This window comes from Niallia sp. HCP3S3_B10, from assembly GCF_052064465.1.
Lineage (GTDB): Bacteria > Bacillota > Bacilli > Bacillales > Cytobacillaceae > Niallia > Niallia hominis.
Genome location: NZ_JBQHVO010000019.1, coordinates 30,252 through 53,720, shown reverse-complemented (window position 1 = coordinate 53,720; position 23,469 = coordinate 30,252). Strand labels below are relative to the sequence as shown.

The window sequence follows — 23,469 nt, the reverse complement described above, 5'->3', positions numbered from 1 at the left end:
GAAGGAGGAAGGTTACCTTCTCGACTCTTTCAGATTATACGGAAGGCTGCTCTAAATTCAACGTCATAAACACACTATTCGGATCTTCCTCATAATCCGAAAATGGCCCGCAATACTCAAATCCTAATCTTTCATATAGTCTTTTGGCAGGCAGGAAAGCATCCATGGAACCTGTCTCTAAACTTAATCGGCTATAGCCGCGATTTTTGGCTTCGGCGATAATATGGAGAAGTAGCTTTTTTGCTACGCCTTTACGCAAATGATGAGGAGATGTCTTCATAGACTTTATTTCGCCGTGCTTGTTATCTAGTTCTTTTAATGCACCGCAGCCGGTTAGCTCCCCGTCCTCCCATGCACTCCAAAAGGTTACTTCTGGTTTTCTCAATCCTTCCACATCTAATGCATGTATGCTTTCAGGAGGGGAGTGGAGGGTCATGCTATGTAAGTGATCTTCCAATAAAGCAATGACTTCTTTTGAGGTAACATGATCGATAATAATTTTCATCCCATCAATCCTTTCTAATTATTTATTCCTATTTTACTTTTTTCCTTATTCGAGTGGAATGGATTATGCATAATTTAACTGGAAATATTTAATGAAATATCTTTATTTAAAAATATTTGCCTTAGAGGTATTTTGTTTGTTATGATATTCACATTAGTTTTAAATTTGTAAGAGGGAAAGGAAAATGCAATAAAATGAATGTATTAGTAGTAAAAGCAAACAATCGCCCAGCTTCTGAAGCTGTATCAAGCAAAATGTATGAAACGTTTATGGAGTCTATTAAAGGTGCTGAAAACCTTAATGTAAATGTATATGATGTATATGCAGAAGATACTCCTTACTTTGGTCAAGAATTATTCGATGCTTTCGGTAAAGTACAAAGCGGAACAGAATTAACAGATATAGAGCAACGTTTATTAGCTGCAAAACAAAAAGCAATGGATGCTTTAACTGCTGCTGATTTAGTAGTATTCGCATTCCCGCTTTGGAACTTAACTATTCCAGCTAAATTACAAACGTTTATTGATTATGTATATGCTGCAGGTTTTGCATTTAAATTTGATGCAGAAGGTAACATGATTCAACTAATGACAGATAAAAAAGCAATTATTTTAAACGCTCGTGGTGGTATTTACTCTACTCCAGAAGCTGCTTCATCTGAAATGGCTGTTAATTATATGCGTGCAGTATTTGGTGGCGTATTTGGAATGGAAATTATGGATGAGGTTATTATCGAAGGACATAACGCAATGCCTGATAAAGCTGCTTCTATCATTGAAGAAGGTTTACAAAAAGTTGCTGCTGTTGCAAATAAATTAGTAGCACAAACTGTTTAATAGAAATTAACTAGATTAAATAGAGTAACTCCGTCTGAAAATAATTTTTCAAACGGAGTTTTTTTATGGGAAAAAGTTTATACTAGGAAAAGGGCAAATTTAGGACATATGTCCTTTTCCTATTTTTAGAATTCGATTATCTTTATAAAGGAAATTAAATAGCAAGGAGTCGAACAAATGAGAGGTATATTATTTGCGTTTATGGGTGGTGCCTTTATTACCCTGCAAGGAGTGGCGAATGCAAGGATTAGCCAGGATATTGGTTCATGGCAAGCCGCTACCATTACTCAGTTTACGGGATTTGTGTTAGCCCTTATCATTTTATTAGTAGTGAAAGAAGAAGCATTTTCAAAATATAAACAAGTAAAGCCATTATATTTAACGGGAGGTTCCTTTGCATCGGTCGTTATTTTTAGCACGATTACAGCGATGCATTTAATAGGGGCCACACTAACCATTTCCACTGCTTTAATTGCCCAGCTGTTTATGACCTTTATTATAGATAGCAATGGTTGGTTCGGTTTGGAGAAGCAGCAGATGAAGATGCCGCAGTTTATAGGAATTGGCATGATGATATTAGGTGTTCTTTTATTAAAAATGTAAGGAGACCCATCCGTGAAAGAGATTGGAAATGTAGAGCAAGTAGAAGAATATATGCGTAAATTTCAATTAGAAGCTATTTTTCCGGAAAAGTTGAAAGTGCATTTACATCTTTATGCTTTTAACCAAGGAGAATTTATTTGTACGCAAGGACAGGCATCTGAATATCTTTACATTTTGGTAGATGGAAAGATGAAAATATATACAACGACAGCAGAAGGAAAAACGTTAATTCTTTCTTTTAAAACACCAATAGAAATGGTTGGGGACGTTGAATATGTACGAAATACTGATATTCTTAATACAGTTGAAGCGATAACAGATGTAGTGGTAATAGGTGTCCATAAGCGGCATTTAAAGCAATATGCGAGTGACTATGCACCATTCCTACAGTTTTTGCTGGATATCATAACAAAGAAATTCTATATCAAATCGAGCTCAATGCGATTCAATTTGTTCTATCCCGTAGAAGTAAGATTGGCTAGTTATTTATTGTCTGTTTCTTTTGATAAAGAGGATCCTTTATACAATCAGGAACGAAATGAAATTAATTTAAAGGATACAGCGAATTTAATTGGCACTAGTTATCGCCACTTAAATAGAGTGATACAGCAATTTTGTCAGGCTGGTCTGATTGAACGGAAAAAGGGATTTATTGTGGTGAAAAATCGGGATGGTTTAACCAGCTTAGCTGGAAAAAGTATTTATGAAGAAGGATTGGGTGAATAAAACATGATATATGGCTTACTTATTGCGTTTATTAGCGGTAGTCTTGTTGGGGTACAAAACATCTTTAATAATCGTGTCAATCAGAAGGCGGGTCTTTGGGCTACGACTACTTTAGTATTAGCGCTAGGATTTATTGCTTCTTTTATTCTGGGCTTTATTACAGAAGGAATGGGTCTTTTTCATCTAGAAAATATGCAGACATGGTACTGGTTCAGCGGGATTATCGGTGTTGGTGTTGTTGTTTGTATGACAAAAGGAATCAGGCATTTGGGAGCAACGTATGCCGTTTCGATTTCCCTGTCCTCTCAACTTGTTTTTGCCTTATTATTCGATTCTTTTGGCTTATTGGGATTAGAGAAGGTTCCATTTACCCCACAGCAGTTAATAGGGGTCCTAGTCATCATCGGTGGAATTCTTGTTTTCAAAATGGGAGGAGCTTCAGAAAAGAAACAGCCTGTGAAAGAACTGGCGAAACGATAGGAGAGTATTTGTATGCAGGGGATAAGGAAAGATGATGGCAAAGCTATCGCGAAGACGAATCAAGCAATGGAGGAAGTAAGGGACGTAAAGAAGTATCAAACTCTGCTTTTCGATGTAGATGATACACTGCTGGACTTTGCAGCTGCGGAAGACCAAGCTTTTCGGTTATTGCTGCAGGAGCAAGGAGTCTCTTATAAGGAAGAATGGAAAAGACAGTACCAACAGCTAAATCAAGGCTTGTGGAAATCGTTTGAAGCAGGGGGAATTACGCGTGATGAGGTTGTTAATACAAGGTTTACTTTATTCTTTGAGAAGATGGGCAAGAAAGTAGATGGAGCTTTATTAGAACAAAGCTATCGTGAATATTTAGGAGAGGGAAACCAGCTGCTAGATGGAGCGATGGATTTAATCGTAAAGATTTCAAATCATTTTGATTTATATATTGTGACGAATGGCATGTCGGCAACACAAGAGAAACGATTAAAATCATCTGGTCTATATCCATTATTTAAAGCTATTTTTGTCTCAGAGGATACGGGCTATCAAAAACCAATGAAGGAGTTCTTTGATTATTGTTTCGACCGAATTCCTTCCTTTAACAAGGAAACGGCTTTAATTATTGGCGATTCATTAAGCGCAGATATTCAAGGCGGGCATAATGCGGGAATCGATACTTGCTGGATTAACCCACTAAAGATGGATAATAGCTTGGATGTTCAGCCAACCTACGAAATCGCAAAATTAGAAGAGCTATTCCTTCTTTTAAAGAGAGAAAAACAATCGAGCCATTAAAGGAACGATTGTTTTTTATTATCCTTGTCTAATTTTCGAACAAAACCAATGCAGGTTCTTGAAAGGAGAAAAGTGCATGTTTCTGTCAATAAAGTATCATACCAATGCCAGCCTTTATTATATTTTATTAAATTTGTGTATTTTTCTAATAGAACCTCTATAAATGTCATTGGAATGCTAAAGTAAAATGATTTGAGTATAATTCCAGGCAATTTGGAATGTTGGCTTATTTGATTATAAGCAACGCAAGTGATTGGGAATAATAAGTAATCAAATAAAATATTAATTTGAAAATGCTTTGGCAGAAACCGCACAGGGAAATTGAGCCATTTTTTTGAAGTGACAATGCTATCCACAAAACTGGATAAATATCCTTTAAAAAAGAAGACGAGAAACCAGTCCTTTGCTGGTTTTTTTCTAAAGATAACTGGTAAAAGTCCAATTCCCAAAAGGAAAAGGAATCTTAATATTTTCCGTTCCACTTTCATCACCTGTCTTATTAGCAATATATCCGTCCATATGGTAGGGATAGTTTTTTCATAGTTTATCCAAAGGGAGAGAAAATATGAAAAAAGCATCTGTTCTGATGCTTTTAAGAAAATCTTCTTTTTTATAATGCGCTTTTTCGTTTAATTAATTCCGACTGAAGTAAAACAGTCTTTGGAATCTTTCGTTGATCCAGAATCTGTTCGAGGAGTAAAGAAACACCTGTTTTGCATAGTTCCGGTATATCAATATGAAAGGTAGTCAATGGAGGTGAGACATACTTTGCGACACTAATATTATTCACGCTTATGATACTAACTCTGTTTGGAATGGATATATTATATTCATTAAAAGCCTGAAGACTGCCAACTGCAATCGGGTCAGAAGCAATAAAGAAGGCTGTGGGCAATTCCTCTTTTAAGTCGTCCATTACTTTTTTTGTAACCCTGTAGCCATCATTTACGGAAAAATGTCTTTCGCCAAAAATATACCTTTCGTCAAGTATTCCCAAATCCTTCATATGCATTCGAAACGCCTTAAATGATGCACAAGGGTTCTCCAATGCAACCAAGCAATATCCACAGACACTTCAAAAACATTATCATAGTTTCTGGAAGAAGGATATTAGTGTTGATATTGTAACCCTAAATCAAGATATTACTTCTTATGATCTCGTGATGGCACCAATGCTTTATATGATGTCTAATGAAACCATTTCAAAGTTAGAAAACTATGTTGCAAATGGTGGAACGCTCGTAAGTTCTTATATTAGTGGGCTTGTTAATGAGACAGACCTTGCCCATCTATCAGGGTGGCCAACGTCCTTAAAACGTATATTTGGGATGGGAGTAAAAGAAACAGATACACTTTATCCAAAAGATCGAAATGTGCTTGCTTATAATGGAAAGCAATATGAAATAAAGGATTACTGTACTATTTTGGAAGCGAAAGAAGCAGAAGTGTTAGGCACTTATATGGAAGACTTTTATCAAGGAAATCCTGCGGTTGTAAAAAATAGCTATGGGAAGGGAAAAGCTTATTTTATAGGTGCTAGAACGGAACAAGCATTTTTAGATGATTTATATGGGGATATCCAAAAGGAAATGAATCTCCAAGTGGAAAACGAAATTGTCCATGAAGATGGTGTATCGGTCCAAAGAAGGGAATCGGATGAGCATTGCTATTTATTTGTCATGAATTTTACAGAACAAAAGCAATCGATTACGGTAAAAGAGCCTTTATACGACCTGCTTACAGAGGAGATAAAGCAAGAGCATATAGAACTTTTACCTTATGAAGTAATGGTATTGAAAAAAGAAAAGTAATATAGGCAATAACCAAAAAGGACGACAGATATTGTCGTCTTTTTGGTGCGTGCTAGGTTGTGACCATAGCACCGCCATTTACATGAATCGTTTGTCCCGTCATATATGAGCCGTCGTCTGAGGCAAGCAGTACGTATACTGGGGCAATTTCGTATGGTTGGCCAGCACGTTTCATCGGCACATCCGACCCTAATGTAGCAATATTTTCAGCTGGTTGCGATGCGGGTTGGATAGGTGTCCAAAATGGGCCAGGTGCGACAGCGTTCACTCGGATGCCTTTACCGACGAGACTATTAGCTAATGCTCTTGTATAACTAACAATTGCCCCTTTTGTAGTTGTATAGTCAATCAATTGGCTTACGCCGATATAGGCAACTAGTGATGTTGTATTCACAATACTAGCTCCTTTTTTCAAGTAAGGCAAGGTTGCCTTTGTTAAGTGAAAATAAGCGTGAATATTAACATCGAAGGTTAGGTCCCATTGTTCATCAGATATCGCTGTTAAGTCATTCTGAAAAAATTGAACAGCTGCATTATTAACCAAAATATCAATTTCGCCAAATGTTTCCAGCGTTTTCTGGACAATAGATTCACAATGTTCTTTTCTTCTCAGATCTCCTGGAATAAGCAAGCAAGAGCTTCCATAATGCTCGATAGCCTGTTTGGTTGTTTCGGCATCTGTATGTTCATCATAGTAAGCGATAATGATATTTGCTCCCTCTTTTGCAAAAGCCACTGCCACCGCTCTACCGATTCCACTATCCCCACCAGTGATAATGGCAATACGTCCTTTTAATTTACCTGTTCCGATATATTTAGGATTATCAAAAATGGGCAAGGGATCCATTAGGTATTCAAAACCGGGCTGCCTTGATTGCTGTTGCGGCGGAAAAGACCATTCGATTTCTTCACATTTTGTTTCAGATCCATAATGCTTCTTATTTGTCACAGAATTAACCTCCATCCATATGATTTTTTCGGCTACTTAGTAAACATTAATATGGGTAAGGAGGAGAGGAAATGTCTAGATAAGGATGAGCAGTAGGTGAAGGTTGTGTGTAATGATTGATTTGATTTGTTATTCCTCCATTTTGTTCACACCCTGGTGGTGGTCCAAGAATTGTAGATTGTTTGATTGGGGCGATTGCGTTTGCGTAGGCAGTTTCATTTACGCAATATGCTCTGTTAGCAATTTCTTTTGGCAAAAAGCGTAAAAAATCAGAACCAAACACAATATCCGGTTTGGGCTGATCAAAGATAGTAAGGAAATGCGTATTATTTCGCAATGCTACTATCCAATGAAACCAACCTTTTGGAAATTGGGATGCTTGCCCTGGCATTAGATGGTAAGTCATAATGCTTTGAGTAAAGGGATTGAAGACAGACGTCATAGCTTCTCCACTAATGACGAATACAAGTTCATTTACATTTGTGTGCCAGTGCGGCTGAACAATGATTCCCTGATTAAGATGCACATTGAATAATCCAGTATGTATAGCCGGCATTTGATCAGAAAATAACTGTGTAATGTAATTATAAGAATCCCTTCTATAATTAACAGACTGGGTCGAATCACCAAAGAGCTGGAAGGAAGGAGAAGCTGGATTAACAGACATATACAAGCCTCCTATTTTTTAAGTAGAAAATTAATATGGATTACTAGCTTAAATATATACAAAACGAGGTTGCCCTATGAGTGGAAAATTGGTTTTGATTTGCAATGGAGATGATTTAGAGTTGTGGAGTTGAGTAAAAGTTTGAAAGGATTAGGGGAAGCTATAATATATGCTCCGAATTAAAGGGATACAATCTAACTTCGCAGAAATAGTCCGAAAAAAGAAGATATGATCCAAACGATGAAAATATGAACCAAACGCCAAAATATAATTCCAAACCTAAACAAAAAACACCACCCAATCAAAAATGATTAAAGTGGTGCAATATATTCATAACCTAATCTCAATCGTGGAAATTCATACCATCTGTTACTTCTTTAACAATGCCAGCACGAATGACAAAATCGCCAAAGTGTTCATTTTCTATGCGTTCTTTTGCAAAACGTGGGAGCAAGACGCGAAGTTCAGACAAGATTTCTTCCTCGCCGACATTTTCGCGATATAGTTTGCTTAAACGGCTTCCGTTGAAGGCAGCGCCTAAGTACATATTGTATTTTCCAGGACCTTTCCCAATAAAGCCGATTTCTCCTAAAGCATGGCGAGCACAGCCATTTGGACAGCCTGTCATACGAATCGTAATTTCTTCTTCTCTCAACCCGTTTTCATCGACAATTTCTTCAATCTTATCAATTAAGACTGGTAAGTATCGTTCTGCTTCTGCCATCGCAAGCCCACACGTTGGTAGGGACACACAGGCAATAGAATTGCGACGAAGTGCGGAGAAACGTTTGCCATCCATTATGCCGTATTGCTCTATTAAATGAGCAATCTGCTTTTTATTGCGGCTTGATACATTGGCGATTACTAAATTTTGATTAGCTGTTAATCGAAAATCGCCAGTATGTACTTTAGCAATTTCGCGTAAACCGGTCATTAAAGGATAGCTTTCATAGTCTTTAATGCGACCGCCTTCGACAAATAAAGTGAAATGCCATTTTCCTTTGATTCCTTTTTCCCAGCCATAGCGGTCGCCATTATGATTGAAGTGGAATTCTCTCGCATCTTGCAGCTTCCAGCCTAAACGATTCTCTAATTCTTCCACAACATTCTCTAAGCCGAGGCGATCTACGGTATACTTAAACCGAGCATTTTTACGAACAGAGCGATTTCCGTAATCACGTTGAATGGTAATAACTTTTTCAGCAAGTTCTAAAATTTGTTCTGGTGTACAGAATCCAATTACTTTTGCGAGCTGAGGATAAGTTGCTTTATCTCCATGGGTCATTCCCATTCCGCCGCCAATGGCAACGTTAAAGCCAACTAATTCTTCCTTCTCCGTAATAGCGATAAACCCAAGATCTTGGGAGAATACATCGATATCATTAGAAGGAGGAACTGCAATTCCAATTTTAAATTTTCTAGGTAAATATAATTTTCCATACATTGGCTCTACTTCTGTTTCCTCCACACTTGGAGTGAAAGCTACTTTTTCCTTATCTAACCATAGCTCATGATAAGCTTGTGTACGAGGCAATAAATGATCACTTAATTTTTGAGACCATTGATATACGTCACTATGCAATGCTGATTGATAAGGATTTGGATTACACATTACATTACGGTTTACATCACCGCAAGCTGCAATTGTATCTAATAAGGATTGATGGATATCTTGGATTGTTTGTTTCATATTCCATTTTAAAATGCCGTGCATTTGGAATGCTTGGCGTGTTGTCAATTTTAATGTATTATTTCCATACTTCTGTGCCAATTCATCCATTGTTAACCATTGTGCTGGTGTAGCTACCCCACCAGGAGTTCGGACGCGGAGCATAAATTGATAGGCAGGCTCCAATTTTTGTTTTGCGCGCTCATTTCGAATATCACGATCATCCTGTAAATAGCTTCCGTGGAATTTCATTAAGCGGTTATCATCCTCTGAAATGCCTGAGCTTAATTCTTCCTCCATGGATTCCTTTAAAGTTCCACGTAAGTAATTGCTTTCTTCTTTTATGCGCTCCACATCACTTGGTGGTCCTTCTGGGGCTTTTAATACTTGTTTTGCCATTTTAGAAAAACTCCTTTCCTGCAATATTATTAGTAAACATCTCGTTGGTAACGTTTGTTTTGTTTCATGGCTGCTACATATTCCTCAGCTTGTTCTAAGGACATTTGACCTTCTTTTTGAATAATAGCAAGAAGAGTTTGATGAACATCATGCGCCATATGCTTTTCATCTCCACAAATATAAAGAACAGCTCCTTCTTCCAGCCATTCAAATAGCTCTTTACTATGCTCAAGCATACGGTGCTGAACATATACCTTTTCTGCTTTATCACGAGAAAAAGCAATATTCATTTTCGTTAACACACCATCTTTAAGCCAATTTTGCCATTCTGTTTGATAAAGGAAGTCTGTGACAAAATGCTGGTCTCCAAAGAATAGCCATGATTTTCCTTCTGCTCCTATTTCTTCTCTTTCTTGCAAGAAAGAACGGAATGGTGCAACTCCTGTCCCAGGACCAACCATAATAATAGGTGTGTCTGGATTTTCTGGAAGCTTGAAATTTTCATTGTTTTGTATATAGATAGGCAGCTTATCTCCTGGCTGAATACGCTCAGCAATTTGAACAGAGCAGACACCGCTGCGATCTCGTCCGTTTGCATGGTAACGCACGGCTCCGATGGTTAGATGTGCTTCATCTGGATTTGCCTTATAGCTGCTGGCAATGGAATAAAGACGAGTCGGCAGTTTACGAAGCAAGGATGCGAATGTTTGTGCATTTGTCTCTAACGGTCCAAAATCTCGGATAAGATCTAATATGTCACGACCATTTATATATGCTTTTAGTTTTTCTTCATTTCCTTTAGCTAGTAGCTCGTCTAGAGATGGATTTGCTGCTATTTTTGCAAATTTTTCTAACAGTGGCTTTGTTAAAACAGTAATTTCATAGTATGTTAATAAAGCTTCGCGAAATGCTAGAACTTCCCCTTGTTTATTTATCGTTACACTTTCTGTAGGAGAGAATCCTAGTTCTTTTACTAAAAGATCTACTAGCTCTGGATCATTATTAGGAAATATCCCGAGGCTGTCGCCAGGCTCAAAGCTAATACCAGAATCCTCAAGAGAAAGTTCTACATGCAATGTTTCTTTATTGGAACCTTGACCATTTAAATTAATGACGTCAAGTATCTCTGCATAATACGGATTGCTGCGGGAATAGCCAGAATCTCGAATAGATTGTGGTATTGTGCTTATTGGATTAGGGGCTGTTGACTCTGCTTGAAGGTTCAAGCCGTTAACAACACCTGAGAACCATTCGCTTGCTGGCTCCTCATAATCGAGATCACAATCCACACGTGGGTAAAGTCTCGTTCCGCCTAATTCTTCTAAACGGGAATCAAATTGTTTTCCTGTTTCACAAAAGAACTCATAAGAGCTATCGCCAAGCGCCAACACCGAGTATTGGAAATCCTCAAGCTTTGGAGCTCTTTTTCCATGCAGGAATTCATGGAAAGCTATTGCGGTATCTGGTGGATCACCTTCTCCATGTGTGCTAACAATAATAAGAAGATTTCGTATTTTTTTAAGATTATTAGGCTTAAAATCAGCCATTGATTGTACTGTTACATTAAATCCCAATTCCTTTAAGCGACTGCCGTGATCCTTGGCAAGGCTTTGTGCATTCCCAGTTTGCGATCCAAAAAGAATGGTAATGTCTTTTGTAATGGGAGTAGCTACCTGTTGTTCCGTTAATGAAGTAGTTAGGCTAGGTTCTCCTGCTGTTGTTGCGATTGCTGCTGTGGAAGCAGATAAATAACCATTTAGCCAAATTTTCTGTGATTCAGTTAAAGTTGGTAAAAGACGGTTTAATAATTCGGTTTGTTCTTGATTAAAGGGACTGTTTATTACTTGAAGCTGCAACACTTTCACCTCGCATAGATAATAGCATTTCTTTTTATAGTTTGATTAGTAAGATAATTCTTGAGATTTATTTTATAATGAAAAGAGAGGATTGTCACTGTGAATTTATTAATCCTATCAGACAAATCGGATTAGAAAATATAAAAGTAGCCTGTTACTTTTTTGAACAAGCAGGGGGATAATATTTTTTCTAAAGATTAGTCTTTATAATTTTAATTGCACTACAAAAGCTATCTGATAAGGATTCACCTAATAAATGACTGTGTTAGGCGTCATAATGGCATACAATTCAACCATGAAAGTGGTCTGCCTAAACTTTCCTCGTATTACACGTACTCTAATTGTACTTTACTGTAAATAAAAGAATGAGTAAAATACATATAATTAATTGCAACTATTAGTAATTCTAATAACTGAAAGCTAAGATGGAGGAAAAGTATGCAATATGATGCGTTAAAGACATTTGTGACACTTGTTGAAGTGAAGAATTTTACAAAGACAGCAGAAATGCTCCTTATGAGTCAGCCTAGTGTTAGTCTGCATATAAAAAACCTCGAAAAAGAATTCCAGACAAAATTATTGGAACGCTCACCAAAGTATTTAAAAGTAACGCCAACAGGCCAGATGCTATATGATTGTGCCGTTCAGATGATTCGCTTATATGAACAGACGAGACAGCATATCTTGGAGCACCATCATGCAATAAAAGGGGAACTGAAAATAGGCGCAAGTTTTACGATTGGCGAATATATTTTGCCTTCCGTACTGCTTGATTTGCAAAAGCAGCATCCTGAATTGCAAATACAAGTAACGATTGGAAACACAGAAGAAATTGTCCAAGCAGTAAGATTATATGAAGTAGACATTGGTTTAATTGAAGGGCAGACAAATGATAAGGAACTGCAGGTTATTCCTTTTATGGAAGATGAGCTATACATTGTCGCATCTATGAATCACCCTTTAGCATACCGAGAAGAAATTTCGATTTCAGAACTACATGATCAAGCGTGGATTACAAGAGAGGTTGGATCAGGGACGAGAGAATACTTAAATCATGTCATTCGCTCCAATGGCTTAAGAGCCCAATCCTTCTTAACCATTAGTAGTAATCAAGGCATCAAGGAGACACTGATTAATGGAAATGGTTTATCGCTTTTATCAAAAAGTGTCATTGAAAGGGATGTAAACAACGGGAATCTGTGTATTATTTCAGTGATAAATACTCGCTTTACAAGAAGGCTATCCTATTTATTTGCACCAATTATGAAGGAGAAACAAAATGTTCTTACCTTTATTGAGACATTAAAGGAGACATTTCCCTATAATGATTAATCATTGGCTGTTCCTATAGGAGTCAAGTGGTCACCTCTCCAAACCAACTTAATATTCGCTTTCAAATAAATTAATTCTAATTTAATTTGGAAAAACTATACTTTTTCAGTGTCCTCATCATTTAAGGTGGGACATATGTATAACAGCAAGTAATTAATCTCATTCTAAAGGAAAAAGCAGAAAATCCTTCTTATATCATAGAAAAATAACTAGTGTTTGTAGTATGATAACAAAGGAATTTTATTAAAAGAAGGAAAAGCAAACGAACTGCTTTTTCTAAATAAGGAGAACTACTTGCCTATGAAAAAAAGAAACAAAACAACTCGTTTGGTTCTACTAGGTCTGCTTACCGCAATTATTATCATTCAAACCATTGTTCCGATATTAGGATATATTCCGACTCCTATACTGAGTTTAACGATTATTCAGGTTACAGTTATTATTGCAGCTATCGTGTTAGGGCCAGTAGATGGTGCAATTATTGGAGGCGTTTGGGGAGTCATTACGTTCGTTCGAGCGTTCACCTATCCAACAAGTCCCCTTGCACCAATTATTTTTACAAACCCATTAATATCTGTTTTTCCAAGAGTGATGATTGGGGTAGTGGCAGGGCTGTTATTTTACAAAGTGCTGAAGGATAGAATGAATGAAACGATTGCGATGAGTATTTCAGGTGTGATTGGTTCACTAACCAATACGATTCTTGTGTTAGGATTTGTCTACTTATTTGTAAGAGAGAGCTATGCAAATGCAATAGGCGTGAATGTTGAAGATCTTCTGCCAGCGATACTAGCGATAGTTGGCACAAATGGTGTACCAGAAGCAATTCTATCAGGGATTCTTACACCAATCATAGCTAAGCCGTTGTTAAAGATAAGAAAAAAATAAGGAACGGAAAATGAGGCTGGGACATAAGCATTTCAATCAATAATAAACACGACTTATAATATAATTAATTCGCATTAATGTTCGTATTTATTATTTCAGACAAAGGTTTAAAACGACTTAGTTTTAACACGTGACTATAGTTAAAAACATAGATAACCATCATGAGAAAGTAGAAGCTTTATTTAAGAGATAAATTAGAGATGTTAGTTGTTACAGATTGGTTATTTCGTTTTGTCCCAGCCTTATTTTTGCAACAAGGTTCTTTTTTTATTATCGGTCATGCACCAGTAAAATGTTTTTTTATATAATGATAACAATTATTCCTCCTTAAATACTAGGAAATAAAAATATAATTCCGACTAAACAACTAGAAAAACTTATTGACAATAATAGCAATTATGATAAAATTTAGAAAATAACGATGCTTATCAAGAGTGACTGAGGGAATTGGCCCAAAGAAGTCCGGCAACCTGCTAAAGTGCAAGGTGCCAAATCCACCAAAATGGATAGCCATTTTGAAAGATAAGGTAAGAATAATTACCTGCTATCTTTCCGAATGGAAGGATTTTTTTAGCTTTTATGCATGATTTCTACATGGATAAATCCAAGCAGTCATTTGGTAAGAGTTTTCGGTACAATAAATGTCTGGCGCAAGCGCTATGCAAATGGTTAATAAGGATTTCACCTTTTTTAAGGAGGGATTTGTTGGTGGGGGAAACAAATCAGCTGGACAAAGTGAAGACTCAATTAGAAGAAATTTTAAAAACAATGCAATTTGGATCTGTCACGTTAGTGGTACAGGATGGGAAAATTATTCAAATTGAAAAAAATGAAAAAATACGCTTAGGAAAATAATTTAGGCGTTTTATAAAGAAGCTGACTAGACAAACTAGAGGCAACTTTAACTGAGAAAGTGGTTAAAGCTGCCTTTTTGCATAAAGTGGCATTTAATCAACGGGATAGTCGATTAAAGAAAATAATGGTTGGTTATACGCAGATAACCAGATGCTTACGCTTTTCTAATAGGGATGGAGGATTGTTTATGAGTGAGTTATTAACCTATGAAACAATTGATACGTATCCTCCTGTTGACTTTTCGAGTGAAACGGAGACAAAGGGAGCTTTAGAGGTTTTAAAGTGGGCCTATGATACGTATAAAGATGATATTGTTTATGCTTGTAGCTTTGGAATTGAAGGGATTGTGCTAATCGATTTAATCTCGAAAATAAAGAAAGATGCTCATATTGTCTTTTTAGATACAGATGTACATTTTGATGAAACCTACGAATTAATTGATAAAGTGAAAAAACGGTATCCTGATTTGCAAATAGAAATGAAAAAGCCGGCTATTACATTAGAGGAACAGGCAGCTCAATATGGAGAGGAGCTTTGGCTATCTAATCCAAATAAGTGCTGTGAAATTAGGAAGGTGATTCCTTTAAATGAAGTATTATCTGAGCCGATTGCTTGGATATCTGGACTTAGAAGAGAACAGTCGGAAACAAGAAAAAACACACAATATCTTAATAAAGATAATAAATTTAAGTCAATTAAAGTTTGTCCACTTATTCATTGGACATGGAAGGATGTTTGGAGATACGCCCATAAGAATTCTTTAGATTACAATATTCTTCATGATAAAGGCTATCCTAGCATTGGCTGCAGAACATGTACACAGGCAGCTATTAATATGGATGATTTACGTTCTGGAAGATGGTCAGGAAAAGGAAAAACAGAATGCGGGTTACACTTACAATAATGAGTAGAGGTACACGGGTATGATCGTTGTTCTAGCAGGTATTATGTCATTGTTTTTTGCAATGAACATTGGCGCAAGTGGTGCAGCAGCAAGTCTTGGTGTTGCATATGGATCAGGCGCTATTCCTAAAAAGAGAGTAGCTTTGCTCATATGTGCAGTTGCAATCTTACTGGGGGCAGTTATTGGCGGAAGTGAAGTAGTAAAAACAGTTGGGGAAGGGTTAATTCCAAGCAATATCCTTGATGCCAAAATCGTTTTAATCATATTATCATCAGCTGCTCTTTCCTTATTTATTGCGAATATAATGGGGATTCCCCTTTCGACAAGTGAAATTACAGTTGGTAGTGTAGTAGGAGTAGGTGTAGCTTTTAAAAGCTTATATATTGCGAATATATTATGGATTGTCTTTTTTTGGATTTTAGTTCCTATCGTTTCTTTTTTTATTGCTTTAGGGGCTGGAAAATATATAAGAAAGCTTGAAAGTCAAAATGAATGGATACGTAATCCAAGTAATGAAAAATATTTATCTATTTTCGTCATTATCGTTGGCTGCTTTGAAGCTTTCTCTGCAGGGATGAACAATGTCGCAAACTCTATTGGACCATTAGTTGGTGCAAACATGATATCTATGCAAACAGGAGTAGTTGTAGGTGGTTTTTTCATTGCAATTGGAGCCTTTTTGTTAGGCGGAAGAGTACTTCAGACCAATGGGAAGAAAATTGTCCAATTTAGCAAGCTTGAAGGAGGACTCATTTCAGGAACAGGTGCAACACTTGTTATGATTGCTTCTATATTTGGATTGCCAGTGCCATTAACACAGGTCACAAGTTCAGCAATTATTGGCATTGGAGTATCAAAGAATGGATATGGAATGCTGAAAAAGAAATTAGTGCTCAGAATATTTAAGGTATGGATTGTTTCGCCAGTCTTATCATTAGTTATTTCTTATAGTCTAATTCAAGTATTCATAAAAGCAGATATCTATAATGTACTTATAATTCTTAGTGTTTGTATTGCAACACTTGGAATTATAAGCTTGATGAAAACCATTCGAGAAGATAATAGCACTATTTATGAAGACGGTGGCGGGATTTAATAGAACGAACTGGAAAAAGGACTTTTATACCTAAAAAAACAATCAAAAACGAAAGGTGTGTTAAAAATGGCTTTAAGTCAACCACACGGTGGAAAATTAATTAATTTATACGATCCTAAATATGATGTATCTGAACTAAAGGTAGAACTAGAAATTGACACGGTTGCACTTAGTGATCTGGAGCTAATTGGAAACGGAGCATATAGCCCGCTAACCGGATTTCTATCACAAAAAGATTATGAAGCAGTTGTGGAAAATATGCACTTATCTACTGGAGAAGTGTGGAGTATTCCTATTACATTACCTATTTCACAGGAACAATCAGAATCTATTAATCTTCACGATACAGTTAAATTAGTATATCAAGGAGAAGTGTATGGTGTACTGACAGTAGAGGATATTTACATTCCAGATAAAGATAAAGAGGCAGTATCTGTTTACCGTACAGATGATTTAGCACATCCGGGTGTTAAGAAAATGTTTGACCGAGGAAATATTTATCTTGGCGGACCAATTAAACTAGTAAAGAAAGTAGATAAAACAGATTTTAGTAGTTTTTACTTAGATCCAGCAGAAACAAGAGCTGTGTTTGCGGAAAAGGGCTGGAAGACAGTAGTAGGGTTCCAAACAAGAAATCCAGTTCACCGTGCTCATGAATATATTCAAAAATCAGCGCTTGAAATTGTCGATGGTCTATTTTTAAACCCATTGGTAGGAGAAACAAAGTCTGATGATATTCCCGCAGATGTTCGTATGGAAAGCTATCAAGTCCTATTGAAAAACTACTATCCAGAAGATCGTGTTTTCTTAGCTGTATTTCCAGCTGCTATGCGCTATGCAGGCCCAAGAGAAGCGGTGTTCCATGCGATGGTAAGAAAGAACTATGGCTGTACTCATTTTATTGTAGGTCGTGATCATGCAGGAGTTGGAAGCTACTATGGAACATATGATGCACAAAGAATCTTTGCTCAATTTACCCAAGATGAGCTAGGCATTAATCTTTTATTCTTTGAACATAGTTTCTATTGTAAGAAATGTGAAAACATGGCTTCTACAAAGACTTGCCCACACGGTAGTGAACATCATGAAATTTTATCTGGTACAAAGGTTCGTGAACTTTTAAGAAACGGAGAAATTCCACCAAGTACATTTAGCCGTAAAGAAGTAGTGGAAGTGCTAATCAAAGGGTTACAAAAACAAGAAATCCATTCTTAAAGGAGAGAGAACGTTTTGAGCCAAAGTACAAATATCACATGGCATGATCATGCTGTAACAAAAAAGGATAGAAGAGAAAAAAATAAGCATCATAGCTATGTCCTATGGTTTACAGGGTTATCTGGCTCTGGAAAATCGACGGTTGCAAATGCTGTCGCCAAAAGATTATTTGACGATCAGACAAATAGCTATGTCCTAGATGGAGACAATATTCGTTTTGGAATTAATAAAGACTTAGGATTTTCTGATGAGGATCGAAAAGAAAACATCAGAAGGATTGGAGAAGTAAGTAAGCTTTTTGTAGATAGTGGGCATGTAGTACTAACTGCCTTCATTTCTCCATTTCGTGAAGATCGTGATAGGGTTAGAGCTTTATTAGAAGAAAACGAGTTTATTGAAGTATATATAAAGTGTTCTTTAGAGGCTTGTGAAGCAAGGGATCCGAAAGGCTTGTACGAGAAGGCAAGGAAAGGCATCATTAAAGATTTTACAGGGATTAGTTCTCCATATGAGGAGCCCGTTCATCCCGAAATAGTAGTGGATACAGAAAAATATTCTATTGATGAGTGTGTGGAACAAATCGTACAATATTTAAAAGAAAAAGAATATTACATCTCTTAATGTAGGGAAAAGGAGAAACCTGGGCGTGGTCTGTGGGATAACTATCCGTTCATTGGTATTTCCTTTCCCCTCTTTTCATTAACCTAAGAGAAACAACGAGAAGGGTGGATAAAATGGGGAAAGTATATCTAGTTGGTGCAGGACCAGGAGATCCAGATTTAATAACGGTAAAAGGACTAAAGTGTATCAAAAATGCAGATGTTATCTTATATGATCGCTTAGTAAATCGAGAGTTATTAGAATATGCAAGACCTAAGGCAGAACTGATTTATTGTGGCAAGCTTCCCCATCACCACGCTATGAAGCAGGAATTGATTAATCAAACACTAATTAAGCATGCCAAAAAAGGAAAGACAGTGACAAGGCTAAAAGGTGGAGATCCATTTGTATTTGGACGGGGAGGAGAAGAAGCGGAAGAATTAGTCAAAAATCAGATTCCCTTTGAAATTGTGCCAGGAATTACAGCAGGCATTGCTGCACCAAGCTATGCAGGTATTCCGGTGACGCACCGTAATTATGGATCCTCCTTTGCTTTTGTAACAGGGCATATGAAAAATGGGGAGGAAGACCATATAAAATGGGAAGCACTTTCGCAAATTGATACCCTTGCTATCTATATGGGAGTAAAAAATCTTCCATCTATTCAGTCAAAGCTGCTCTCTTTTGGAAAAAATAGCACAACCCCTGTAGCTTTAATAAATTGGGGGACAACTCTAAAGCAAAAGACGATTGTAACGGATTTGCAGCATATGATAGAAGATGCGGTAAAAGGGAAAATTGAAAATCCATGTATGATTGTCATTGGAGAGGTAGTAAAAATGCGAGAGAAAATCCAATGGTTTGAAGAAAGCTTCGGAGAGGACATGCCAAAAGAGGTGGTTTTATAGTGGAGGCAATATTATATATCTGTCATGGAAGCAGGGTAAAGGAAGCCAGTGAGCAGGCTATCTCCTTTGTAAAGAAGTGTATGGAGAGCAATGAATTTAAAGGGATACAAGAATACTCCTTTTTAGAATTGTCGGAGCCTTCCATAGAAGAGGGGTTTCGAAATTGTATTGAAAAAGGAGCCACTACTGTTTATATCATCCCTGTGTTGCTTCTCACGGCAGCACATGCTAAAAAAGATATTCCGGAAATATTAGAAAAACTTTCGATAGAATATCCCGATGTTCACATAAAATATGGCAAACCAATCGGTGTTCATCCTCAAATGGTTGAAATTGTTGCAGATAAGATTAAACGTACATCTATTTATAAGAAAACAAAGGAGGAAGTACTTGTTATTCTTGTTGGGCGTGGCAGCAGTGACCCAGATGTAAAACGGGATCTATGCAAAATCGCTTCCCTAATTGAAACGGAAGTAGACCGAATTGTTGTACAGGATTGCTATTTAACTGCTGCACAGCCTAGCTTTGAAGAAGCGCTTCAAATGGCTGACCAATCTTCCTATCGCCATGTGTTAGTTATTCCATATCTTTTGTTTACCGGAGTTTTAATGAAATCGATGGAAAAAACAATAAATAAAATAAAGAGTATCGATAAAGAATACGTCCTCGCTCCTTATTTAGGCTATGACCCATTAATAGCAGGGATATTAAAAGAGAGAATAGATGAAATGATGGTAGGTAATGAATATGATCTCATTACTAGTTGAGCTAAAAGATAGGCATTGTGTGGTAGTTGGTGGCGGCAAGATTGCCTATCGAAAGGTAATGATGCTTTTAGAGGAAGAAGCCAAGGTGACGGTAATCAGTCCTAAAGCATGCAGCGAAATAGAAGAGCTTTCAAAAGGTGAGAAAATAAAGCTGATTCAAAGAAAAGCAGTTGAAGAAGATTTTTCCCATGCTTTTCTAACCATTGCTGCAACAAATGAGGTGGAAGAAAATCGCCGTATCACGCAAAGACTTAAATCGATCAGCTTAGTAAATGATGCATCTGCCTATGAAGAGGGAAATTGTCAAATCCCAGCTAGCTTTAAAAAAGGGCGATTACATTTAAGTGTTTCTACGAATGGTGCCAGTCCAAAATTGGCTAAAAGAATGAAGGAAGTATGGCAAGAGAAGTATGATGATAACTATATTGCGTATATTGACTTTTTATATGAGGTTCGAAACCTTTTAAAGCAAAAATCACTTCCTCCTGAAGTTTCCCATGCAATCTTAGAAGAAATATTAGATAATGCCTATAAAGATTCAGGTGAATTACGACATATTTACTATAAAAAGCTCTTGAACCTCTAACCAAATGAGATGGTTTAGGGTTTTTTTTTATATGCTTTTTTGGACAGGCAGTTATATTGTTTGAAGCACTGCCCCCATTCTAGGAAGTAGACTTTACTGCGCTCCTAACATTTGATCGTTCTTCTAGTGGCTTCAAGTTTCATCCAATTATCATATTGTATCCTTGTCCCGTTTAACATATAATTTTTGTATAATGGTATTATTTTCATAACTTTTAAAAAAATCCCGACCAGTTTAAACATGGCGCTCATTTAAATTGGTAGATTAATAGGAGGATACATGAGATTTAGTACAAAGCTTTATTTTGGTTTAGGAATTATCTTTGTTTTAATTACCATTCTAATTATTGTACTTATGGGTATGCTTCGGCAGCAAAATGACAACATGCATGTACTTGTTAATGATAAGACAGAAAGAATAGATGCTGCATATATTTTAAAAAATGAAATTAATAATTTAAGTAGAGAAATCTATGAATTGTCCTCGCAATCGTCTAAAAATTTAAATGATAGAACAATAAGTCAAATGGAAGAAACACGTAAGGAAATAAATAAAGCGTATAATTTCTTGATAGATCAAGACAAAAGAGAAGAAACGCAGGAATTATTAGTACAGTTTTCGACCATTTATGATGTCTTTGAAGAAAAGGGACAGCAAATAGTGGAAGCAGAAGACAAAAAAATGGATTCGGATTTTTGGATTAGAGAAAATGATGAAAAAAATAGGCTGTTAGAAATTGCTAACTCCTTATATTCGATACAGCTTAAAGATATGCAAGATGATCTAGAAAGTTCAAAGAAAACCTACGATATCGTTGTAGTGATGACATATATTTATATAATTGTCGGAGTTGCTAGCAGTATTGCTATTGCCATTTATTTAATAAGAGGGTTAACAAGAAACTTAAATAAAGTCACAACTGTCATGTCTGGTGTCTCTTATAAAAAGGGAATAAAATTTCCTCGATTAGAAATTGATTCAAAGGATGAAGTAGGAGAAATTGCGCGTGCTTTTAATGAAATGGTAACGACTTTAGAAAAGTATTCCAAAGATGAAATAGAAAGCAGGGCAAAAGCAGAAGAAAAAAGCTGGTTAGATTCACGTTTGGCAGAAATTACAACAGGTTTTTCAATGGTAGAAACAATGGAGTCGCTTGCTGATTATTTTATTAGTCAGATTACACCAGTAGTTGGAGCACAATATGGAATCTTTTATCAAATAAATAAACAGGAACAAGCGCACTATCTAGAAGAAATAGCTCAATATGCCTTCCATGACCAAGGAAGGTCCCCGATTATACAGCTAGGAGAAGGATTAGTAGGACAAGCAGCGAAGGAAAATAAAAGTATCAGTTTAATAGACATTCCGAAAGAATACATAAAGATTAAATCTGGTTCAGGAGAAGCAGAACCAAAACAAGTTCTTATTCATCCGATCTCCTATGAAGGAAAAGTATTAGCCATTGTGGAACTTGCCTCTTTACAATATTTTAGACCTGTTCAACAACGCTTACTTAAAGAGGTGGTGGAATATTTAGGTATATCCATTCATGGGATTATCAATCGACTGGAAGTTAAGCGATTATTAGAGGATGAGCAACGTTTAACAGAGGAGCTGCAAAGTCAATCAGAAGAGTTACAGGCTCAACAGCAGGAATTAATGGCGATTAATGAGGAGCTACAGACACAATATCGAGTTTCAGAGGAGAAAAATGCAGACCTTGAGCAAATAGGGAAAGAGTTAGAGGAAAAAGCGGAACAGTTAGTCTATAGCTCCCAATATAAATCTGAGTTTTTGGCAAATATGTCTCATGAGCTTAGAACCCCTTTAAATAGCATGCTAATTTTATCACAAATGTTAGTGGAAAAAGAAAATGAAAATTTAAATGCGAAACAAATTCAATATTTGCAGACCATTTATTTTTCTGGAAATGAATTATTAAGATTGATCAATGAAATATTGGATTTAGAAAAAATTGAGACAGGCATGATGGAAATAATAGTAGAACCAGTAAAGATGGAGGAAATTCAAAGTTGTCTGAAAAACCAATTTGCTCCTATTGCTAATAAGAAAAAACTTGATTTTTCAATAAAAATGGCGAAAGAGGTTCCCACTTTTATTGAAACAGATGCCCATCGTCTGAACCAAGTATTAAAAAATTTATTGTCAAACGCTTTTAAATTTACGGAAAAGGGAAGGGTAGAATTGTCTATTCGATTGGAAAATTCTACTAAGTTAGCTAATGCTAATGAAGGCGTAGTATCCTTCACCGTAAAGGATACTGGGATTGGAATTCCAAAGGAGAAAATGGATATAATCTTTGAGCCTTTTAAGCAGGCTGATGGAACAATTAGCAGAAGATATGGGGGGACAGGTCTGGGGTTGTCAATCTGTAAGGAAATTACTCATTTGCTAGGAGGTAGATTGGAGGCAATCAGTATGGAAGGGATGGGAAGTTCTTTTTCTATCTATTTACCTACAATGGGCCAAAAACAGAAGGATGCGGTATTACTTAATGAGAGATTGCTAAAGGAAGAGAGCTACCAACAGACTGCTGCAGCCAAAGAAGAAGTGATCGATATAATCCATTCTAATGAGAATGCTAATCTGAAAGGGAAAAAGGTATTAATTATAGATGATGATATCCGTAATATTTTTTCCATCCATGCTGCATTGGAAGAGTACAATATTGATATCCTTTATGCGGAAAATGGCAGGGATGGCATAAGTCTTTTAGAAGCAAATCCAGACGTTGATCTTGTATTAATGGATATTATGATGCCTGAAATGAGCGGCTTAGAAGCTATTTCCATCATAAGAAAAAAGGAGGATTTTAAAACATTGCCCATTATTGCAATAACTGCAAAAGCGATGAAACATAATCGAGAACAATGTATAGAAGCAGGTGCATCTGATTATATTAGTAAACCAGTAAATTTGGAACAGTTATATTCGCTAATTCAAGTTTGGCTTTATAAAGAATAGAAGGACGATACTGATATTCAAGTAATGTTAGTAAATGGCT

Annotated in this window: 23 protein-coding genes, 1 pseudogene and 1 riboswitch; of the genes and pseudogenes, 17 read left to right on the top strand and 7 right to left on the bottom strand. The window is 36.5% G+C overall.

What is annotated here, in order from left to right; translation table 11 throughout:
- Positions 1–34: 34 nt before the first annotated feature.
- The gene (locus tag ACTNDN_RS10610; RefSeq protein WP_235252559.1) at positions 35–505 is read right to left on the bottom strand and encodes a GNAT family N-acetyltransferase; all 471 of its coding nucleotides are present in this window, start codon (positions 503–505) and stop codon (positions 35–37) included.
- Positions 506–699: 194 nt separating this feature from the next.
- Between ACTNDN_RS10610 and ACTNDN_RS10605 the strand changes: the two genes are divergently transcribed.
- From ACTNDN_RS10605 to ACTNDN_RS10585, 5 genes are all read left to right on the top strand, one after another.
- Complete coding sequence (locus ACTNDN_RS10605; RefSeq protein WP_109768671.1) at positions 700–1,341, top strand: FMN-dependent NADH-azoreductase; 642 nt, start codon at positions 700–702, stop codon at positions 1,339–1,341.
- Positions 1,342–1,518: 177 nt separating this feature from the next.
- Positions 1,519–1,944, top strand: coding sequence for a DMT family transporter (locus ACTNDN_RS10600; protein WP_235252557.1), 426 nt, complete (start codon positions 1,519–1,521; stop codon positions 1,942–1,944).
- Positions 1,945–1,956: 12 nt separating this feature from the next.
- The gene (locus ACTNDN_RS10595; protein WP_109768669.1) at positions 1,957–2,670 is read left to right on the top strand and encodes a Crp/Fnr family transcriptional regulator; all 714 of its coding nucleotides are present in this window, start codon (positions 1,957–1,959) and stop codon (positions 2,668–2,670) included.
- A 3-nt stretch (positions 2,671–2,673) separates the two neighbouring features.
- Entirely contained in the window at positions 2,674–3,150 is a 477-nt protein-coding gene (locus ACTNDN_RS10590) for a DMT family transporter (RefSeq protein WP_109768668.1), read from the top strand.
- A 66-nt stretch (positions 3,151–3,216) separates the two neighbouring features.
- On the top strand, positions 3,217–3,942 hold the full coding sequence (locus tag ACTNDN_RS10585; RefSeq protein WP_441131236.1) for a YjjG family noncanonical pyrimidine nucleotidase: 726 nt from the start codon (positions 3,217–3,219) through the stop codon (positions 3,940–3,942).
- Here the strand turns inward: ACTNDN_RS10585 and ACTNDN_RS10580 are convergent.
- Positions 3,939–4,430 (bottom strand): CBO0543 family protein, encoded by a 492-nt coding sequence (locus ACTNDN_RS10580; protein ID WP_419181477.1) that lies wholly within the window; start codon positions 4,428–4,430, stop codon positions 3,939–3,941. The two genes, ACTNDN_RS10585 and ACTNDN_RS10580, sit on opposite strands and share 4 nt — an antisense overlap.
- 122 nt (positions 4,431–4,552) lie before the next feature.
- Positions 4,553–4,966 (bottom strand): annotated as a pseudogene (locus tag ACTNDN_RS10575) (substrate-binding domain-containing protein); the annotation flags it as partial.
- Here ACTNDN_RS10575 and ACTNDN_RS10570 point away from each other — a divergent pair.
- On the top strand, positions 4,914–5,753 hold the full coding sequence (locus ACTNDN_RS10570; RefSeq protein WP_311297098.1) for a beta-galactosidase trimerization domain-containing protein: 840 nt from the start codon (positions 4,914–4,916) through the stop codon (positions 5,751–5,753). The pseudogene ACTNDN_RS10575 and the gene ACTNDN_RS10570 overlap by 53 nt on opposite strands.
- 52 nt (positions 5,754–5,805) lie before the next feature.
- On the opposite strand, the gene ACTNDN_RS10565 is transcribed toward ACTNDN_RS10570, so the two are convergent.
- The 4 genes from ACTNDN_RS10565 to ACTNDN_RS10550 form a co-directional block, all read right to left on the bottom strand.
- Positions 5,806–6,717 (bottom strand): SDR family oxidoreductase, encoded by a 912-nt coding sequence (locus ACTNDN_RS10565; RefSeq protein WP_109768665.1) that lies wholly within the window; start codon positions 6,715–6,717, stop codon positions 5,806–5,808.
- Between the two features lie 31 nt (positions 6,718–6,748).
- Positions 6,749–7,369: a cupin domain-containing protein gene (locus ACTNDN_RS10560; protein WP_109768664.1), complete on the bottom strand. Its 621-nt coding sequence runs from the start codon at positions 7,367–7,369 to the stop codon at positions 6,749–6,751.
- 343 nt (positions 7,370–7,712) lie between these two features.
- A complete protein-coding gene (gene cysI, locus ACTNDN_RS10555) occupies positions 7,713–9,437 on the bottom strand; it encodes an assimilatory sulfite reductase (NADPH) hemoprotein subunit (RefSeq protein WP_109768663.1) in 1,725 nt (574 codons plus the stop codon).
- A 29-nt stretch (positions 9,438–9,466) separates the two neighbouring features.
- Complete coding sequence (locus ACTNDN_RS10550) at positions 9,467–11,293, bottom strand: assimilatory sulfite reductase (NADPH) flavoprotein subunit (RefSeq protein WP_284561141.1); 1,827 nt, start codon at positions 11,291–11,293, stop codon at positions 9,467–9,469.
- Positions 11,294–11,731: 438 nt separating this feature from the next.
- Between ACTNDN_RS10550 and ACTNDN_RS10545 the strand changes: the two genes are divergently transcribed.
- The 11 genes from ACTNDN_RS10545 to ACTNDN_RS10495 all read left to right on the top strand — a co-directional run bounded on the left by ACTNDN_RS10545 (position 11,732) and on the right by ACTNDN_RS10495 (position 23,429).
- Positions 11,732–12,625 (top strand): LysR family transcriptional regulator, encoded by an 894-nt coding sequence (locus ACTNDN_RS10545; RefSeq protein WP_284561137.1) that lies wholly within the window; start codon positions 11,732–11,734, stop codon positions 12,623–12,625.
- Between the two features lie 300 nt (positions 12,626–12,925).
- Positions 12,926–13,513 carry an ECF transporter S component gene (locus tag ACTNDN_RS10540; RefSeq protein ID WP_031535115.1) on the top strand — a complete coding sequence of 196 codons (588 nt, stop codon included), beginning with the start codon at positions 12,926–12,928 and terminating at the stop codon, positions 13,511–13,513.
- Positions 13,514–13,935: 422 nt separating this feature from the next.
- Positions 13,936–14,042, top strand: a riboswitch (SAM riboswitch).
- Positions 14,043–14,239: 197 nt separating this feature from the next.
- Positions 14,240–14,368, top strand: coding sequence for a YezD family protein (locus ACTNDN_RS10535; protein WP_268817803.1), 129 nt, complete (start codon positions 14,240–14,242; stop codon positions 14,366–14,368).
- A gap of 187 nt (positions 14,369–14,555) precedes the next feature.
- A complete protein-coding gene (locus ACTNDN_RS10530) occupies positions 14,556–15,272 on the top strand; it encodes a phosphoadenylyl-sulfate reductase (RefSeq protein ID WP_031535113.1) in 717 nt (238 codons plus the stop codon).
- Between the two features lie 19 nt (positions 15,273–15,291).
- Positions 15,292–16,368, top strand: a complete 1,077-nt coding sequence (locus ACTNDN_RS10525) for an inorganic phosphate transporter (RefSeq protein ID WP_031535111.1) — start codon at positions 15,292–15,294, stop codon at positions 16,366–16,368.
- 66 nt (positions 16,369–16,434) lie between these two features.
- Complete coding sequence (gene sat, locus ACTNDN_RS10520) at positions 16,435–17,583, top strand: sulfate adenylyltransferase (RefSeq protein ID WP_031535110.1); 1,149 nt, start codon at positions 16,435–16,437, stop codon at positions 17,581–17,583.
- Positions 17,584–17,598: 15 nt separating this feature from the next.
- Positions 17,599–18,204 (top strand): adenylyl-sulfate kinase, encoded by a 606-nt coding sequence (gene cysC / locus ACTNDN_RS10515; protein WP_031535108.1) that lies wholly within the window; start codon positions 17,599–17,601, stop codon positions 18,202–18,204.
- A 113-nt stretch (positions 18,205–18,317) separates the two neighbouring features.
- A complete protein-coding gene (gene cobA / locus ACTNDN_RS10510) occupies positions 18,318–19,091 on the top strand; it encodes a uroporphyrinogen-III C-methyltransferase (protein WP_349204581.1) in 774 nt (257 codons plus the stop codon).
- A complete protein-coding gene (locus ACTNDN_RS10505) occupies positions 19,091–19,858 on the top strand; it encodes a sirohydrochlorin chelatase (protein ID WP_031535104.1) in 768 nt (255 codons plus the stop codon). The genes cobA and ACTNDN_RS10505 overlap by 1 nt, the downstream gene beginning before the upstream one ends.
- Positions 19,839–20,444 carry a precorrin-2 dehydrogenase/sirohydrochlorin ferrochelatase family protein gene (locus ACTNDN_RS10500; RefSeq protein ID WP_065429086.1) on the top strand — a complete coding sequence of 202 codons (606 nt, stop codon included), beginning with the start codon at positions 19,839–19,841 and terminating at the stop codon, positions 20,442–20,444. The genes ACTNDN_RS10505 and ACTNDN_RS10500 overlap by 20 nt, the downstream gene beginning before the upstream one ends.
- A 279-nt stretch (positions 20,445–20,723) precedes the next feature.
- Positions 20,724–23,429: an ATP-binding protein gene (locus ACTNDN_RS10495; RefSeq protein WP_441131235.1), complete on the top strand. Its 2,706-nt coding sequence runs from the start codon at positions 20,724–20,726 to the stop codon at positions 23,427–23,429.
- Positions 23,430–23,469: the final 40 nt, after the last annotated feature.